General features: G+C 71.9%; 13 protein-coding genes. 11 read left to right on the forward strand and 2 right to left on the reverse strand.

The window, feature by feature from the left end; all coding sequences use genetic code 11:
* Nucleotides 1-88 precede the first annotated feature (88 nt).
* Together OG393_RS32485 and OG393_RS32490 are read right to left on the reverse strand one after the other, a co-directional pair.
* On the reverse strand, nucleotides 89-748 hold the full coding sequence (locus OG393_RS32485) for a WhiB family transcriptional regulator (RefSeq protein ID WP_327378643.1): 660 nt from the start codon (nucleotides 746-748) through the stop codon (nucleotides 89-91).
* 158 nt (nucleotides 749-906) lie between these two features.
* Complete coding sequence (locus tag OG393_RS32490; RefSeq protein WP_327378644.1) at nucleotides 907-1,194, reverse strand: hypothetical protein; 288 nt, start codon at nucleotides 1,192-1,194, stop codon at nucleotides 907-909.
* A 108-nt stretch (nucleotides 1,195-1,302) separates the two neighbouring features.
* Between OG393_RS32490 and OG393_RS32495 the strand changes: the two genes are divergently transcribed.
* The 11 genes from OG393_RS32495 (at nucleotide 1,303) to OG393_RS32545 (ending at nucleotide 15,909) form a co-directional block, all read left to right on the forward strand.
* Nucleotides 1,303-2,085, forward strand: a complete 783-nt coding sequence (locus OG393_RS32495; protein WP_327378645.1) for a GntR family transcriptional regulator — start codon at nucleotides 1,303-1,305, stop codon at nucleotides 2,083-2,085.
* A gap of 1,221 nt (nucleotides 2,086-3,306) precedes the next feature.
* On the forward strand, nucleotides 3,307-4,998 hold the full coding sequence (locus OG393_RS32500; protein ID WP_327378646.1) for a hypothetical protein: 1,692 nt from the start codon (nucleotides 3,307-3,309) through the stop codon (nucleotides 4,996-4,998).
* Between the two features lie 1,145 nt (nucleotides 4,999-6,143).
* Nucleotides 6,144-7,076: a hypothetical protein gene (locus OG393_RS32505; RefSeq protein ID WP_327378647.1), complete on the forward strand. Its 933-nt coding sequence runs from the start codon at nucleotides 6,144-6,146 to the stop codon at nucleotides 7,074-7,076.
* A gap of 110 nt (nucleotides 7,077-7,186) precedes the next feature.
* Nucleotides 7,187-7,468, forward strand: a complete 282-nt coding sequence (locus OG393_RS32510) for a hypothetical protein (RefSeq protein WP_327378648.1) — start codon at nucleotides 7,187-7,189, stop codon at nucleotides 7,466-7,468.
* Nucleotides 7,465-8,589, forward strand: a complete 1,125-nt coding sequence (locus OG393_RS32515; RefSeq protein ID WP_327378649.1) for a conjugal transfer protein — start codon at nucleotides 7,465-7,467, stop codon at nucleotides 8,587-8,589. The genes OG393_RS32510 and OG393_RS32515 overlap by 4 nt, the downstream gene beginning before the upstream one ends.
* Nucleotides 8,590-8,613: 24 nt before the next feature.
* Nucleotides 8,614-8,946 carry a hypothetical protein gene (locus OG393_RS32520; RefSeq protein ID WP_327378650.1) on the forward strand — a complete coding sequence of 111 codons (333 nt, stop codon included), beginning with the start codon at nucleotides 8,614-8,616 and terminating at the stop codon, nucleotides 8,944-8,946.
* Entirely contained in the window at nucleotides 8,943-9,533 is a 591-nt protein-coding gene (locus tag OG393_RS32525) for a hypothetical protein (RefSeq protein WP_327378651.1), read from the forward strand. The genes OG393_RS32520 and OG393_RS32525 overlap by 4 nt, the downstream gene beginning before the upstream one ends.
* Before the next feature lie 26 nt (nucleotides 9,534-9,559).
* Entirely contained in the window at nucleotides 9,560-9,838 is a 279-nt protein-coding gene (locus tag OG393_RS32530) for a hypothetical protein (protein WP_327378652.1), read from the forward strand.
* Between the two features lie 86 nt (nucleotides 9,839-9,924).
* Nucleotides 9,925-12,528: an ATP-binding protein gene (locus tag OG393_RS32535; protein WP_327378653.1), complete on the forward strand. Its 2,604-nt coding sequence runs from the start codon at nucleotides 9,925-9,927 to the stop codon at nucleotides 12,526-12,528.
* Nucleotides 12,525-15,128, forward strand: a complete 2,604-nt coding sequence (locus OG393_RS32540) for a hypothetical protein (RefSeq protein WP_327378654.1) — start codon at nucleotides 12,525-12,527, stop codon at nucleotides 15,126-15,128. Before OG393_RS32535 ends, OG393_RS32540 begins: the two co-directional genes overlap by 4 nt.
* A 100-nt stretch (nucleotides 15,129-15,228) precedes the next feature.
* Nucleotides 15,229-15,909, forward strand: a complete 681-nt coding sequence (locus tag OG393_RS32545; protein ID WP_327378655.1) for a hypothetical protein — start codon at nucleotides 15,229-15,231, stop codon at nucleotides 15,907-15,909.
* Nucleotides 15,910-15,920: the final 11 nt, after the last annotated feature.

Raw genomic sequence — 15,920 nt, forward strand, 5'->3', positions numbered from 1 at the left:
AACGGCTGGCCGCCAGGCTGCTGGATGATGGCGCCGGCGCGGTCGGGGGGCGAGGCCGCCGCGGCATGGGGAAGGCGCGGGTGGTGGATCACGCCGCCTCCGTCCAGCCGGCCGCAACCCGGTGGGTGCGGCGCAGGTTGTCGCGGTGCTGGACAGCGGCGAGGATCGCGGCCGTGTTCTCGGCTCGCCTGGTGGCCGGGATTGAGGTGCCGGTGTACTGCTGGGCGATGCGCTGGACGTCAGCGCCGGCCTGGATCCGGTCGGTCTGGTCCTGGGCGGATCGGGTGTCTTCGGCGCGGGCGCTCGCCAGCCGCTCGTGCTCGGTCTTCAGGCGTACGGCGAGCTTCTGCTGGGACAGGCCGCCGCGGACGCCGTGCGGGTCGTCGTCCCTGAGGGCGAGCTCGGCGCATACGGCACGGACGGGGCAGACCGCGCAGTGGTCGCGGATGGTGGCGGCCCTGCGGCGGCGCCAGGTGGCGTCGGGCTCTTCGTCGCCCTGGTAGAAGTGGTCGGGGTCGGGGGCCACCGTGTGGCACACGGAGTGCTCCAGGGCCTTGCGCAGCTGGGGCCGACGCAGTTCTCGGGCGATGAGGTGGCCGTCGCGGCCGACGAGGTACCCGCCGGCGGCGAGGACGTCAATCGGGTCGGCCTGGGCGAGATAGAGGGCGATGTCCGCCTCGTCGGTGCCGTTGGCGGCCGATGGTGTCTCGGCGAGGGCCGACCGGCCTGCCATCATGATGCTGTTCATGGATTGTCGTCTCCTGTGAAGCGGGGGGCGACGCGCTCCGCACGGCCTCCGGGGGACCAGCCCCGGAGGCCGCTTGCGTGGAGCGCGCGGATCGGGCGGGCCGTTCGACGGTGGTGGCCGCCCCGGCCCGCGGCGCCGTGCCTGGGCACGGGTCGGGGTCAGCGGGTGGTGCAGCGCGGGTCGTTCGGGGCGACGGCGACGGAGCCGTACTTGTCGTTGCCGTGGAAGATCACGTACAGGCGGTTCGGCCCGTCGCACTTCGCGCCGACGTTCGAGAAGCCGTCGCTCATCACGACGATGTCCATCGGCTGCTTGTTGATCGCGCCCTTCGGCGCGTCCATGAAGGGCTGGTCGGCCTTGCTTCCGTCCAGCGAGCAGCCGGTGGCGACGAGGGCCAGCACCGTGGTGAGGGCGGCGGCAACGGCGGTTCGGGTTCGGGCGTTCATGGTGGGGCTCCATCACTCATAGACACTGGCTCATCTGGCTCGTTCCAGTTGAGCCAGATGTGTGATGATGGTGCACCTGAAGATCGATCACGTCAAGGGGGATGCCCGATGAAGCGGACCAGGGCCCGGAGCCGCCCGCGCCAGTACGGCAAGATGTGCCTCATGTCGCAGCCGAGCCAGCAGGACAAGGTCACTGCCGAACTGCGCCGCGCGATCGTGGCCGGCGAGTTCACCCCGGGCAGCTTCCTGCCGTCCAGCCGGGTGCTCGCTCCGCGGTTCGGCGTGGTCCGGAACACGGTCATGGCCGGCCTCGGACCACTGGTCGAGGAAGGGCTGGTGGAGTCGCTCCCCAAGCGCGGCTACCGGGTGGTCGGCGCCCCTTCGGCGTTCGAGGTCGTCTGGACGCAGGGCGGGCAGCTTCTGCCCGCCGGCGAGGCGCACCTCGGCCACGGCGAGGAGCTGCGCACGGAGCTGCGCCAGGCGCCGGCCGAGGTCGCCCGCCTCCTCCAGGGCTCGGACGGGATGACGGTGGCGGTGCGCAGCACCGTGCACCGCCACGCGGGGGCCCCCTGGGCGTTCCGGCAGTTCTTGGTCCCGCGGTCGGTGGCCGACGTGGCCCTCCGGTTCCTGGAACCGGAGGCCGTCGACGAGGAGCGCCTGCTCGCGGAGCACGGGCTGGGGCAGGACGGCGTCCGCAGCTGCTGGTCTACCAGAGCTGCAACCGCCGACGAGGCCCGCGTGCTGAAGTCCGGCCCGGCCCCTGTGCACTTCATCCAGCGGACCGGCTACCGCCAGGGCGAACCGGTCTTCTGCGAGCTGATGGCGGTCCGCGCCGATCGCGTGCACCTGTCGCGGTCAGCCGGGACGCCACCTGAAGCGCCCACGATATGAGCAGGTTTTGGTGTGTACGCGCCATGTGTGACGACCATCAATCGGCTGTCCACATACGACAGGTATGGGGATAGGGTGACATCCAGTCGATCTAGCGTCGGCCCCGAAAATGCACGATGCCCCCGCGACCTTGAGCAAGTCGCGGGGGCTTATCGAACCGAGAACCGATAAGGCGGTGTCTCGTGGTGAAGCGTACCCGCACCCACGCGCAAGCACTCAGTCAGCCTGCTGATCGAGCGGCGTCTTCGACGCCGCCGCGGCGGGCTGTTCTGCTGTGCGGCTCGCGCGATGGGCGCACCGCCCCGGTTGAGGGGGGCGGGATGTCGTAGTTCGCCGGGCGGGCGCCTTTTGCCAGGCCGCTCCTCGCCCTTCTCCGCCGGTCCCGGAGTTTGCCGCTCCTCGACCCGGCCTTCACCGCTCAGCAGGAGTTTGCCGCTCCCCTGAGCGAGGTTCAGACCTCGCGGTCTGATGATCACTGCCTCACCAGCAGCAGCCCCAAGCGGGGCTTTGTCGTACCCCGGGCCAGGCCCGGAGAGGACGGAGTACATCTTGCAGTACCGCCATGCCCTTTGTCAGCCCAGACCCCGCCAGCAGGGTCTATTCCCGGCCACTGCCCCGGCCGCGCGGCCAGATCCGCGCGCCAAGGCTCCTCGCGCCTGTCCGCCGCCGGGATGCCCGGGCCCGCACCGGTACGGCTTCTTGCCGCGGCCCGCACCCCTTGTCCGGCTGCGGGCGGCCTTCCGCCGCGCCGTCTCCGGCACGCGGTTCGTCCCGCTCTCGGCTGACTCGCCGGCTCGTCCGGCGGACGAGGGAGAACGGCTCTGCCGCACCCCTTGTCCTGCAGGTCAGCCGCTGGTTCCGGCCAGGTCTGAGAGGCGCCGAGGAGACGGTGGGGTCCGGGTGTGGACAAGGGGGGCCGAAATCTTCCGCCTTCCCCGTCACACCGAGCCGGGCCCGCACACCTCTATGGCCGACACCCACCTCTGACCGGCCGAGGACCGCGCCCACATCGACAACACAACAGCCCCCTCTGTGATTGGCGGGGCTGCGAACCCAGCGCAGTGAGCCATGGGCCGCTGTGCCAGGAGAAGTGTGCCCACCACCGCTCTTTCCTCTGATTCACCGCTCGCCTCACGCGAGCACCCCGCTTCCGCGGCGGCAGCGGGACCCGCCGCGGCGGTCTGTGGCATGCCCGTCCGGCGGCAGCGGGTAAAGGTGCCGATGCGACTGGTCACCTCGCCCTTCTACGCAGACATCGCGCTGGCGGTGTACGTGAAGGTGAAGGCGCTCGGCATGCGCGAGGAGGGCTGCCAGGCGAAGTCCGCGACGATCGCCTCGTACCTGCGCCTCTCGAAGGCCTCCGTGGAGAGAGGACTCGCGCAGTTGTCGCGGCCCGCTCCGGACCAGGTGGTGGAGCTGCTCTCCCAGCGGCGCACGCTGCGCGGCGGTCAAGGGACCTCGGCGCTGCGCCGGACCAGGCCCATGTCGCGGGCGGAGACCTTCGTCTGGGTGCCGGTGGCGGCCGCGGAGGATCTCACGCCCCGCCAGCTGCGCGCGTACGCGGTCATCGCGTACGCGCAGGCGGTGGGCATCCAGCTGACCGAGGGGGAGCTCGCCGGCTCCCTGTTCCACCACTCCGGCAAGAAGGCCGGCCAGCAGCTGACGGCGACGGCGGCCGGCCAGGTGGTCGACGAGCTCGAGGCTGCCCGGTGGCTGACGGTTCGGCGCCGCGCCGGAGCCCGCGGGCGCCACCTGTTCACCGCTCACGACATCGCTCCAGCCGCCACGCCGGAGGAAGAAGAGGGCTCCGCCCCGGCTGACCCGGCCTCCGGCAGCGACGCGGAACAGACCCGGCGGAGGCACGCAGGCGTCCTTCCGGCCGAGGCGGGCAGTCCTCTGGTTGGTGAGGGTTCGGGTCCGCTGGCAGATGAGGGATCCCTCGCGAATAAGGAAACACCTAGGACTGACCGACCGGAGGACGCGGGTGCGCTTGACTCATCCGCCGTAGGCGAGACTCAGGTAGTAGAGGGCGCCATGCCTGTGGAAAACCCGCGGGTCCCCGAGCCTCGGAAGCGGGCTTCTGCGGTTCTCGCGCTGCGCGCGGATGCACACAACCAGCCCGACATCCCCCAGCAGACGACCGGCCCGTCAACGGATTCCCGGCGGCCGTACAGCGGCCCGCAGCTGACGCTGAGCCCGGAGATCCACGCCGTGCTGGAGCCGGTCCACTGGCTGCTGAAGCGGGTCGACAACGCGTTCGTCGCGCGGAAGATCGCCCGGGAAGTCGGCCGGCAGCTGCGCGAAGGGATGGCCGCGGAGCGGATCAGCCACCGCCTCGCCATCCGCGCGGCCCGAACGATGACCTCGGACATCCGCGATCCGGGCCGGTGGCTGCTCGGCGTGGCTCTGCCCCGCTGGGGCTGCGGACACGCGGACTGCGAGAGCGGCGTCATGTGGTCGACCGGGCGGCGCTGTGACGTGTGCGCGGAAGTCGTCGCCGACCGGGCCGCGGCACGCCAGCGCAGTCAGCGCCTGGCGGAGGGCCTGTGTCCTGAGCACGGCACCCGGCCCGGGCCTGCCGGATCCTGCACGGACTGCGTCCTGGACGAGGCCATCCGTCGCCCTGTCCCGGCCCCCCGGTCCCAGCCGGCGGGACCACCGCGCGGCACGTGCACCGGGTGCGGTGCCCGGATCTTCCTGACCGGCCAGGCCCTGGTCGACGGCTCTTGTCTGCTCTGCCGCTCTGAGGTGTCCGGGCTGCCGCAGGACACGGCCCACGCCTCCTGCCCGGACGCAGAACCCGTGACGTGTATCGGCGGTGCGGACGGTGCGGCGTGCGATCGCCCCGCGCTCCCGGCCCGCAGCGTCTGCGTCCGCCATCGGATCGTGGAGATCGCTGCCGCGGCTGTCTGACCACCACGCCCCTCCGGGCCCGGCCCTGATCCTGGCCGGGGCCGGCGCGCCAGGTGCGGTGCTGGTGGTGGTGGTGCGGGCACTTCGTCCGCCGTCGGACGCAAGCTCCGCACCACCGCACCACGGGTGCGGTGGTGCGCGTCGGGGGGTGCGGTGCGCCAGGTGCGGGTGGTCGCGGTCTCCGCCTCGACCGCACCGCACCACCGCACCGGGGGAGGTGGTGCGGTGGTGCGGTGCGCGGTGCGGTCGAGGCCGGTGCGGATGGTGCGGGTGGTGCGGGTGCGCTCCGCAGAGCCGACCGCACCCGCACCGCACCGGCCGCACCGCTCCTAGTGCGCTGCGCTTGGCGCGGCCGCCCGCCGCCCTGTCGACAGCCGCGTGCGCGGCCGCACTCACCGGCCCGGCTCCGCCTCGGCGACTGCGGAACGTAGCGGCCACCACCCTTTGTCGAGGAGGGGTGCCGGCTGGTCACCCCCTTGTCCGGCTTCGCGCAGCCCCCTTGTCCAGCTCGACCGCCGTCGGGGGGCACCCCCTTGTCCAGGGCCCGGGATCCACCCTCACCCCCTTGTCCAGTATCTGGCTGCCCCCCTTGTCCAGGTCAGCCCCGCCGCGTTTCTCCTGGACAGATCAGCTCCCGGCCGCCTTGCCGCGAGCCCGGCCTCGCCCGGTGCCCTCGGCCGCGAAGGCACCGGGCTGGAGCCGGAAGCCGCTCGCCAGGGGAGAGATAACTCCCCTCCGGTCACCCTCTGCGTCCACGATGCCGTCCTTGCCCGGGCCGCCTCGGGCCCGGCAAGGGGTGGTGCGGTCGCCGTTCCGCACCACCGCACCACCGCACCACACCCCAGCACGACGGCCCGGGTGCGGGTGGTGCGGAACGGCGACCGCACCACCCGCACCACCGCACCGCATCAGCGCACCGCACCCCGGTGGTGCGGTGCGGTCGAGGCCGGCGGTGAGGTGCGGCCTCCTTGTCCGCGCACCGCACCGCACCGCACCCCCTTGTCCACGCACCCCTTGTCCAGCCGCACCTCATTGGCATTTCCCCTGGACCGCACCGGCCGCAGAAGTCGATCAGGCCGCGGACAAGGGGGGTGCGAAGAGCGTGAGCGACATCAGCCAGATGACGCGAAAGGACGGGCACGGACGTGGCCACCAAGAACCGCACCGCCTCTGCCACCGCTCTCCCCGGGTCCGGGTACGGCGCCCTGGAGCGCATGAACCGGGACTGGGAAGTCCTGAACAGCGACCCTCGCGCCGCCGACCGGATCACCCTCTGGGCCGAGGAGGACATCGAGCTCGCCGGCGTCCGTACCCCCCAGGACGTCATCGAGCGGCTGATCGCGTTGTTCCGGCGCGGCGACTGGGCGGGGCACAACGGGGCCATGACCGTGCTGCTCCGGCGAGCTGCAGGTGACGGCTTCGACAGCGAGCTCGCCTGGAAGCTCGCTGTCCGGGTCCTGCTTCCGAAGGCGCTCTTGATGGCCAAGACGCAGCTTCGCCCGGGCCTCGAGTGGGAGGTCATCCTCAGCACCGTCCTGAGCGCGCTGTTCGAGGTCGTCCGGACGTACCCACTGGCGCGGCGGCCTCACGCGATCTTCGCGAACGTCGCCATGGACACGCTGACGCTGGCGCAGAGCACCCTGGCCGCCGACTTCGACGACCGTCGCGAGCTCCGCAGGATCGCTCGCTCTCTCGCTCCTCTGGCCGGCGACCCGCAGGTTCCCCTGCTCGGCACGGAAGGCGCGGACCCCTCGCTCCAGATCGAGCTCGTTGATCTCCTGGCCCACGCCGCCGAGCTCGAGCTCGTGAGCCGCGACGAACCGGAGCTGAACGAAGGCGAGGCTCGGACCGAGCTACTCGCCCTCGTGAGGTGGGCGGTCGACATCCGGGCGCTGAAGGTCTCCGACGCCCAGCGGATCACCGAGTACTACCTCAGCTCCTCGCTCGACCCGGACCAGGAGTTCCGCACCACCCGAGCCATGGGTGCCGAGGGCAACCGGATTCGGCAGCGGGCCTCCCGGGCGGTCCGGCCCCTGCGCGACTCCGATTTGACCGGCTACTACCTCGCCTCCGTCTGAAGTTCTCGGCCGCGGCCGTCACACCGCGGCCCCGATCGGCACCTCTATTGCCGATCCGCATCCACGACCTCTTCCCGCCCAGCCCCATCACCGAGACCGGGAGTACCACTGTGTCCACTTCCCTCGCCGGCCCGCACGGACCCTCCGACTCTCTCCTCGACGAGGACGAGACCCGCGTCGCCCAAGCCCGCCGCCAACTGACCGAGCTGGGCACCGCGCTCGTCCTTGCCCCCCTCGACCGCGGCGTCCACCAGGCGCTGCGCCACTTCATGGAGCGCGACTCCGAGCCCGCCCTGCAGTCCTGGGAGTCGATGCTCCAGCGCACCCCCGACGAACTGCGCGAGCGGATCCGTGCCGTCATCACCGCCCAGGCCGAGCGGAGGGCGTCGTGAAGTTCCGTCGCCGCCGCTCGGCGGCCGAGGATGAGGCGTGGGACGACGTCCCTGCGGCGCAGCCGGAGCCGGACGCCATCGACAGCGAAGACGAGACCGGCTGGCAGACAAGCACCGCCGGCCTGTCCGGCGCCGCTCGGCTCGCCCGCATCGGCGCCTGGGTCGTGATCGCCGCCGGCCCGCTGCTGGGGGTCGCGGCGCTGCTCGGCACCTCCGCTCCCGCCCAGAGCGCGCCCGCCGCAGCACCGGCCGCGCAGTCGGTCGCCGACACCGGGCCCAGCGGATTCGCGCAGCTGTACGTGGCGGCCTACATCGAAGCCGGACAGGGCACCGAAAACTCGCTCAGCCCCTACTTCGCCGGGTCGATCACGCTGACCAACCAGCCGGGGACCCGCAGCACCACACGCACCGTCGCGGTCGCCAGCCGCGAGGTGCAGCCGGGCTACTGGACGGTGACCGTCGCGGCCCGGGTGGCGCAGAAGGACGCCAAGGGTGCCTGGAGCGACGCGGGCCTGCAGTACTACCAGGTCCCCGTCCAGGTGCTGGGTCCCCTGTCCGCGGGCGGGAGCAAGAAGTCCGACGACGCGGCGGCGGGCTACGCGGCCACGGCCCTGCCGGCCCAGGTCGCCGCACCGGGCGCGCTGAAGCCCAGCGGGCTCGGCTACGGCACCGACCGTGGCAGCAACCCCGCCGACCCCGCGACGCAGACGATCGCCGGATTCCTCAGCGCGTACCTCGCCGGCAAGGGCGAGCTCGACCGGTATACCTCCCCCGGCGTCACCCTGCGGGCCATCGCTCCGGCGCCGTACGCCGGCGTCGAGATCACCGGCGTCGCCGATGACTCGGGCAACGCCAGCAGCACGACGGTCCCCACCGACGGCGCCGTCCGCCTGGCCCTGGCCACGGTCAACGCCAAGGACGCCTCCGGCGCGACGTACCCGCTGACCTACGCGCTGACGCTGCGCTCGCGCGGCGGCCGCTGGGAGGTCGCCTCCCTGGGATCCGCCCCGGTGCTCCAGCGCGGGGGCACGCCAGAGCTGGTCTCCCCCTCCCCCAACTCCGGCGGCACGGACGACACGGGGGCCAGCTCCTCGCCGTCGCCGTCGCCGTCGAGCTCCTAACCCTGTGATCCAGAGAGAAGAACGATGCACACCACCACCGACCCGAACACCGTCCTGCTGGCCGGCGACATCCTCACCTGGGCCACGACCAAGACCAACCAGATAGGCACCCTGGTGAAGCTGGTCGCCGGCGTCCTGGTCGTCGTCGCCATCATCGGCGCCTACTGGCGCACCAAGTCCTGGGTGGCCACCGCCGTCGCGTTCCTGCTCGGCGCCCTCGTCCTGTGGGGCATCGCCAACATGCCCAGCCTCCAGGGCAAGGTCGGCTCCGAGATCAACGACACCGGAGCCAAGGCCATCCACCTCGTGGTCCCGCCGGTGACCAAGCCGGCCGTCGGTGACGGGCCCGTGGTGTGAGCGCCGACGAAGAGCAGCTGATCGGGCACTCCTACACCCGGGCGCGCAAACACCCGCTGGTGATCGGCAAGCTCCCGGGCGCCGGACGGCTCCCCGGCGGCCCCTACACGATCACGCAGATCGTGACGATGGTCGCCACCTTCCTGCTCCTGATCATCACCAGGCAGCTGTGGGCTCACTTCGGCGTCATGAACGTCCTGGCGATGGTCATCCTGCCCTGGGGCACGGCCTGGGTCCTGCGCTACGCCCGCCTGGACGGACGCGATCCCGCCCGGGCACTGCGCAGCCTCCTGGTCTACGCGTCGACCCCGGCCGACGGCCGACTGGCGGGCTCGCCCCAGCACCGGAGCCGGCCGCGGCTGGCCGGCGCCACCTGCACCGTCCACGTGCGCACCGCCCCTCGGGCCGCTCCGGCCAAGCCGGTCCCGGCGGCCGTCTCCGCGGCCCGGAAGCCGGCGACCCGGCCGGCTCCCCGCCCGGCCCCCGCTGCACAGCCCGTTCCGGCCGCAGCCTCGTCGGCGGCCCGGACCCGCCAGCCGGCCAAGTCCGGCCTGCAGGCCCTTCTCGCCTCACTCGACGAGCGATGACTCCTACCACCGAAGGACTTACCCGCATGAACACCACTGCCCCGGCCGTCGCCTGCGACCACGCGCGCAGGATCGCCCACATCGAGACGCCGCTGATCACCGATCTGGTCGCCGCGATGTGGCACCTCGAAGCGGCCGCCGCGCGGGCCGGCAGCCCCGCACAGGAGGCCCGGGCCTGCCGCGGCCAGGTAAGCGAGGAGCTCTTCGCCTCCTGGATCACCGGCAACGCCGCGCGCGTCCGCGCCGCCCTGAACCGGATCACCGCTCCCTACGAGCCGCCGGTCGTCATCCCCCCGGCTACCTGACCTCCCCTCCACTCGCCGCGCCGGCCCGGCCCCCGGAGCCGACCGGCGCGGCACCCCTCGTACTTCGCACCGAAAGCAGGAATCCCATGCGCCTCCCCGTCCGGCACATCAGCGGCCACCTCCTCTGGACCAAGAACGCTGCCGTGTGGGGCGTGTGGAAGGTGGACTCCGAGAACTACACCCACGCCTCGCGGGCCACGAAGCGGGAGCGGCTGGACGCCCTCGAAGCGCTCTTCAAGTCCCTTCGCGGCGAGGTCCTGCTGCTGTCGCTGTGCCCGCAGGTGGACGCGGCGTCGGTGGTCACCCGCATGACCTCCGGGGTTGACCTCGACAAGTCGCCCGAGTACATCGACCTGTCCCTGAAGGTCCTCGACCAGCTCGAGGACTGGGAGCTGACGGGCCGGGTGGACTTCATCGCCGTGCCGCTGCCGACCTCCGACTTCAAGGAGTCGGCGAAGGCCGTGTTCGCCTCCGCCCAGGGCGAGCTGCTCTCCACACTCGGTATGCCGGTTCCGCCGGTGAGCATCGCCGAGGAGAAGAAACGATTCGCCGACGCCCGGCGGATGGCCGCCTCCTGGCCGACCGGCATCAAGATGAGGCCGGCCACCGAGGCCGAGATCCTCTGGATATACGGACACAGCGCCCGCCGCGGCGTCAGCGAGCCCCTCCTGCCCGAGGAGGGCGCCGCCCGCTCCCTGCGCGGCCGCGGCCACACCGTCACCGCCCACACCCAGATGATCTTGGACGAGGGGGCGCGCAGCGACAGCGGATCCAAGGCGCCGGTCAACCCCTTCCGCCGCCGCTACCTGAAGTCGTCGACCGAGCACGGCGACTCCTACCAGGCGTTCTGCGTCCTGTCCGAGATGCCCGAGAGCTTCGTCTTCCCCGGCAGCGAATACCTCAGCGCGCTCGACGACTTCGGTTTCCCCGTGGACTGGGCGGTCCGCCTGCACATCGAGGCCGGCTCCAAAGCGGAGCCGCGCTCGCGCCGGCAGCAGCGCGAGCTCGCCCACCAGCGAGGCGAGTACGAGGGCGAGACCGCAGGCGTCCCAGCCTCCCTGGACAAGGCGAGTTTCCAGCTGGACGAGTACCGCGACCGCCTGACCTCCTCCTCGACCGAGGTCGAGATCCGGGCGACCGTCATGACGTGCGTGTGGGGCGCCGACGCGGACGAGGCCAACGAGAAGGCGAGCAGCCTGGCCGCCCACTTCGGCGGCAACGACTACACCCTGGTACGGCCCGTCGGCGACCAGGCCGCGCTCTTCCACGCGATGCTCCCCGGCGTCCCCACGCCCAAGCCCGTCATGGACTACACCCAGTACCTCCTCGCCCGTGACTTCGCCATGGCCCTCCCGTTCTGCGGCGCCGCCCTCGGCGATGACACCGGCAGCCTGTACGGCCTGCAGCTCAACGGCGGCGGCGTGCGCCCGGTCCTGGTGGACTTCAGCCACGGCCCGAAGGTGAACGCGAGCGCCTCGGCGGCGTTCGTCGGCGAGCTCGGCTCCGGCAAGAGCGTCGCCATGAAGACGGCGATGCACTCGATCCTGTCCACGGGCCACCGTGAGGGTTCCGCCGGCAGCCGGGGCCGGGCGCTGGTCATCGACCGGACCCCGCAGCAGGAGTGGAGCCGCTTCGCCGCCGCGTGCCCGGGCACCACGCAGATCATCCGGGTCGACGAGACGGCCGGCATATCCCTCGACCCCCTGCGGGTCTTCCGCGGGCCCCGGGCCGCCCGGTACTGCGAGTCCTTCCTGACCCCTCTTCTGGGCATCGGCTCCATGAGCGTCGAGGGCGTCACGCTGGCCGAGGCCATCGAGGCGACCCGCCATGCGCCGAACCCGAGCATGAACGCCCTGGTCGACACGCTCGCCCGCCGGGCCAAGACCCCGGACCCGGACGAGCCCAACGACGCCGCGGTGCGCGCCTCCGCCTCGGAGCTGGTGCGAACCCTCCGCGCGCTGGCCAAGAAGGACCTGGGGAAGGTGATCTTCGACCCGACGCTGCCGGTCGTCCAGATCACCAACGCCGACAGCATCGTGTTCGCGGTCGACCGCATCGGCCTGCCGACGAAGGAAGAGCTTGCCGAGCACCGCCTCGGCAGCCTGGAGATCGAAAAGCTCTTCGGCTGGCGCCTGATGTACCTGATCACGGCCCTGTGCAGGGAGATCGCCTTCTCCAACCCGGCCGAGTTCACGGGCGTGTTCCTCGACGAGTGCTGGTGGCTGACCTCGAGCGCGGAGGGCTCCAACCTCCTGCTGGAGATCATCGCGGACGGCCGCAAGCACTTCGCGGGCGTCTTCGCCGGCAGCCACGACCCGTACGACATCGGACCGCGGAACGAGATCGGCGACAAGATCCGGTCGCTGCTGTCCCACATCTTCGTCTTCCGCCACCGCGGCAAGACCCTGGCGAGCCGGTGCCTGGAGTTCCTGGACCTCGACCCGTCCGACCCGCAGATGCTCAAGGTCATCACGGAGAACCTGAGCCCGATCAACGTCTCCGACACCGAACGGCTGCTGAGGGCCGGCGAGTGCCTCTACCGCGACCTGCGCAAGCGGATCGGCGGCATGAAGGTGCTCATCCCGGCGGATGAGCACGCGGCCGACGCGATCCACACCACCCCTGGCGGCAAGGACGCCGAAGTCGACGAGCTGGACTCGGTCCCGGTGCTTGAGAAGAGCCTGGCATGAGGGGCCGCCGCGCAACCGTGCGCCGCCCGCAGACCGGCCGCCGCCGGATCTGGCTCCTCGCGATTCCGCTCGCCGTCTTCCTCGCACTGTTCGCCGCCCTGGCCTGGGCCGACCCGGTCCCGACGCCGTCGCCGGGCCCGGCCCCCTCCGCCCCGGGCTCCACCCCGTCGCCCAAGCCGACTCCGGCGCCCAAGCCGACGCCGACGAACCCGATCACCGAGCCGCGGCCTGGCCTGTCCCCGGCACCGCCGGACGGCAAGCCCGTCGACGACCTGAGCAAGCCGCCGGCGGACGCCTCGGACGGCCTCCTCCAGCCCTTCAACGTCAAGGACCAATACGGCGTACCGATCTCCGCCTACACCGTCAGCGCGGACACCGGCGGCTGGACCGACATCGACCTGAAGATCTGGAACATCCTGGCCCAGCTGTTCTTCGGCATCGCCAAATGGTTCATCGGGTTCGCCTGCTGGCTGATCAAGTGGGCGCTCGACTTCGGCCTGGCCAAGATCCTCGTCGGCCCGGTCGACCACATCGCCACGACGATCCGCGACCAGGTCATCAACCGGCTGGGCCTGCCCGGGCTGTTCCTCACGTTCGCGGGCGTCTACGCGGGCTGGCACATCATGTTCAAGCAGAAGTCGCGAGGCTTCGCCGAGGCCGGCGTCTCCCTGGTCGTGGCCGCGATCGCCACCACTGTGCTGCTCTCCCCGGCCCAGGTGCTCCTCGGAACCCAGGACCAGCCCAGTCCCGGCGGATCGACGATGCTGCTCTCCCAGGAGGGCCTGCTGGGCAAGTCGAAGGACCTGTCCCTGCAGATCTCCAGCCTCGTGCTGTCCGAGGACCCCAGCCGTACCCAGGCCCAGACCGCCACCGTCAGCAAGCCCATCACCGACGCGCTCGTCGACGCGTTCATCGTCAAGCCGACCCAGCTGATGCTCTACGGGCAGGTCTTCGACGGAAAGTGCGCCGAGGCGTTCGCCCAGGCCAAGCTCGTTGAGTACAACTGGTCGCAGAAGGGCCTCAACTTCTGGGAGGCCACCCGGGCGAACCCCGGCGGCGCGTCCTACAGCGACCAGCTCCTCAACGCCGGCGACCAGTTCACCAAGGCATGCCAGGGCCAGAACACCAAGATCCAGGCGAAGAAGGCCTCCGCCGACCTCACCTTCAGCGCCGCGTTCGTGGCCCTGGCCGCGATCATCGTCTCCGTCCTGGTGGTCCTGGTCACCGGCGGCTTCCTGACCGCGCAGGGCTGGATCGCCTTCGAGGGCATCCGCGGCCACTGGGCGCTGTGCGCCGGCATCCTGCCCGGCGGCGGGCGCGCCGTCCTGTGGCGCTGGGTGTCGGCGATCACCAAGGCCGTGCTGGCCGTGGTCCTGTCGATCCTCTTCTTGGCGATCTTCATCCTGATCATCATCGCGCTCGTGCGTGCCGACACCGGCTCGATCCTGGCGGTCAAGTTCATCGCCATCGACATCACCGCGATCGCCGGACTGGCCGGGCACAAGAAGATCAAGGAGACCGCCCGGCAGATCTCCGTCAACCTCAACCGCCGCCTGGCCAACGCGCGCGTCGGCGGCTCGCGGCAGAGCGTCTTCAACACCCCCGGCCGGTACGCCGAGACCGCCCCCGGCCTCAAGCAGGTCTGGGGTGAGGCCCGCGGTGAAGCACGGAAGGTCACCACGCCCCTCAGCAAGGTCGGCCGCACCGCCAAGCAGCTGTGGACCGGTCCGCCGCAGGCCGGGAAGAAGGGCGGGCGGGTGCGCGCGGCCGCGAGGCTGGCCACCAACGTCGCCACCGCGGTCGGCACCGGCGGCACCGCGACAGCGGCGAAGATCGCAGCCCAGAACGTGGCGAAGCAGACCCTGAAGAAGCGCCTGGCCACGGCCGCCGCGAACAAGATGTCCCAGACCAGGGGCGGCCGGGCCACCATGGCCACCGGCAAGGTGGCGGCCGCGGCCGGCAAGTACGGATGGAAGGCCACCAAGTTCACCGCCCTGGCCACCGTCGGCGCACCGGTCGGCATCCCGCGGGGAGTCGCCGCAGCCAAGCGAGGCACAGCGACCGCCAAGGCACGCGCCGACCAGGTCAAGGGCCAGCTCACCGCCGTCAAGGACCGGACGTCCGCCCGGGTGGACAAGAAGTTCGGTGAGGCCGTGGCGTTCAAGAACGAGTACAAGCGCAACGTCGCAACGGCCGGCCGGTTCGTGGGACGCCACGGCGCCAACATCCAGCTCGGGCTGGCGCAGCCCATGCTGCCCCCCAAGCCGTCCACGCCGGTGGGGACCCGCCTCGCGGCCACCGCTCCCCGCGTGCCTGGAACAGCTCCGCGCCCGGGCACATCCGCTCCGAAGGCCGCTCCGAAGGCCGCGCCCAAGGCGGCCTCGAAGAGCACGCAGGCGGCGCCGCCGAAGGGCAAGTCCGCAGGCGGGCCGGCGTCAGTCCCGGTCCTGTCCCACCCGCCGAAGGCGCCGACGCCGGCGCCCAAGGCGGCCGGCCCGAGCACCGGCAGCACGCCGACCGCTGCGAGCCCCAGCGCCGGGACGCCGCGCCGCATCCGCCGCGCGACCCGGCCGGCCGGACCGCCGCGCCCGAAGTCCTGATCCCGCTGGTGGGGCCCGCTCGCCGGGCCCCACCAGCCCCGCCCTTCCTTCTCGCGCCGTCCTCGCGCAACCACTTCGAACCACAAAACGGGGTACCCCCATGCCGCACACCGATCGCCAGCGACGCCCCCGCACCGCGGGCACTGTGGCCCTGCTCGCGGCGTCAGCCCTTCTCGCCTGCGTCGGCATCGCGCTGCTGACCCACGAGCCGTCGTCCGCTCCGAGGTCGGCCTCGGCCCCGACGGCGGCCGCGACCCGGGCCGCCAGCAGCACCGAGCCTTCGGACAGCGCCCCGAGCCGCCCGGCGGAAACGCCCTCCTCCAGCACCAGCCCCTCGCCGACGGCGGCCAGCGACGGTGCCCCGAGTGCCACTCCGGTACCAGAGGACGTCGCCACCGCCGCCCACCGGTTCGTCCTCGCCTGGACCGGGCACGACGCCCGGCCGGGGAAGGACGGCTCCTACGACGACGCCGCTCGCCGCGCCGGCGCCTACGTCAGCAAGGACTTGGCCGAGCAGCTGACGACCACCTCCGCGGGCAGCGCACGCCAGTGGCAGCAGTGGACCCAGGCTCAGGCGCTCGTCGCCGCGGAGATCTCCCAGCTCGCCGTTCCCGACGGCGCCCCCGCTCCGACGGCCGACACGGCCTGGGTGCGGGTGTGGTACCGGCTGACCATCACCCCTGCGGCCGGCAAGCCGAGCGGCACGGACGAGCAGGTCGCCCTCAAGCTCCAGCGCAGCCAGGCCGGAACCTGGCTGGTCACCGCGCTGCCCGAAGCGTGAGCAGGCGGCGC

The organism is Streptomyces sp. NBC_01216 (assembly GCF_035994945.1).
In the GTDB taxonomy this organism is placed as follows: domain Bacteria; phylum Actinomycetota; class Actinomycetes; order Streptomycetales; family Streptomycetaceae; genus Streptomyces.

What these genes read in the sequence shown, in the direction of transcription:
- OG393_RS32485 (WP_327378643.1), bottom strand. Translation starts at nt 748, where the DNA reads ATGAACAGCATCATGATGGCAGGCCGGTCGGCCCTCGCCGAGACACCA.
- OG393_RS32490 (WP_327378644.1), bottom strand. Translation starts at nt 1,194, where the DNA reads ATGAACGCCCGAACCCGAACCGCCGTTGCCGCCGCCCTCACCACGGTG.
- OG393_RS32495 (WP_327378645.1), top strand. Translation starts at nt 1,303, where the DNA reads ATGAAGCGGACCAGGGCCCGGAGCCGCCCGCGCCAGTACGGCAAGATG.
- OG393_RS32500 (WP_327378646.1), top strand. Translation starts at nt 3,307, where the DNA reads ATGCGACTGGTCACCTCGCCCTTCTACGCAGACATCGCGCTGGCGGTG.
- OG393_RS32520 (WP_327378650.1), top strand. Translation starts at nt 8,614, where the DNA reads ATGCACACCACCACCGACCCGAACACCGTCCTGCTGGCCGGCGACATC.
- OG393_RS32530 (WP_327378652.1), top strand. Translation starts at nt 9,560, where the DNA reads ATGAACACCACTGCCCCGGCCGTCGCCTGCGACCACGCGCGCAGGATC.
- OG393_RS32535 (WP_327378653.1), top strand. Translation starts at nt 9,925, where the DNA reads ATGCGCCTCCCCGTCCGGCACATCAGCGGCCACCTCCTCTGGACCAAG.
- OG393_RS32540 (WP_327378654.1), top strand. Translation starts at nt 12,525, where the DNA reads ATGAGGGGCCGCCGCGCAACCGTGCGCCGCCCGCAGACCGGCCGCCGC.
- OG393_RS32545 (WP_327378655.1), top strand. Translation starts at nt 15,229, where the DNA reads ATGCCGCACACCGATCGCCAGCGACGCCCCCGCACCGCGGGCACTGTG.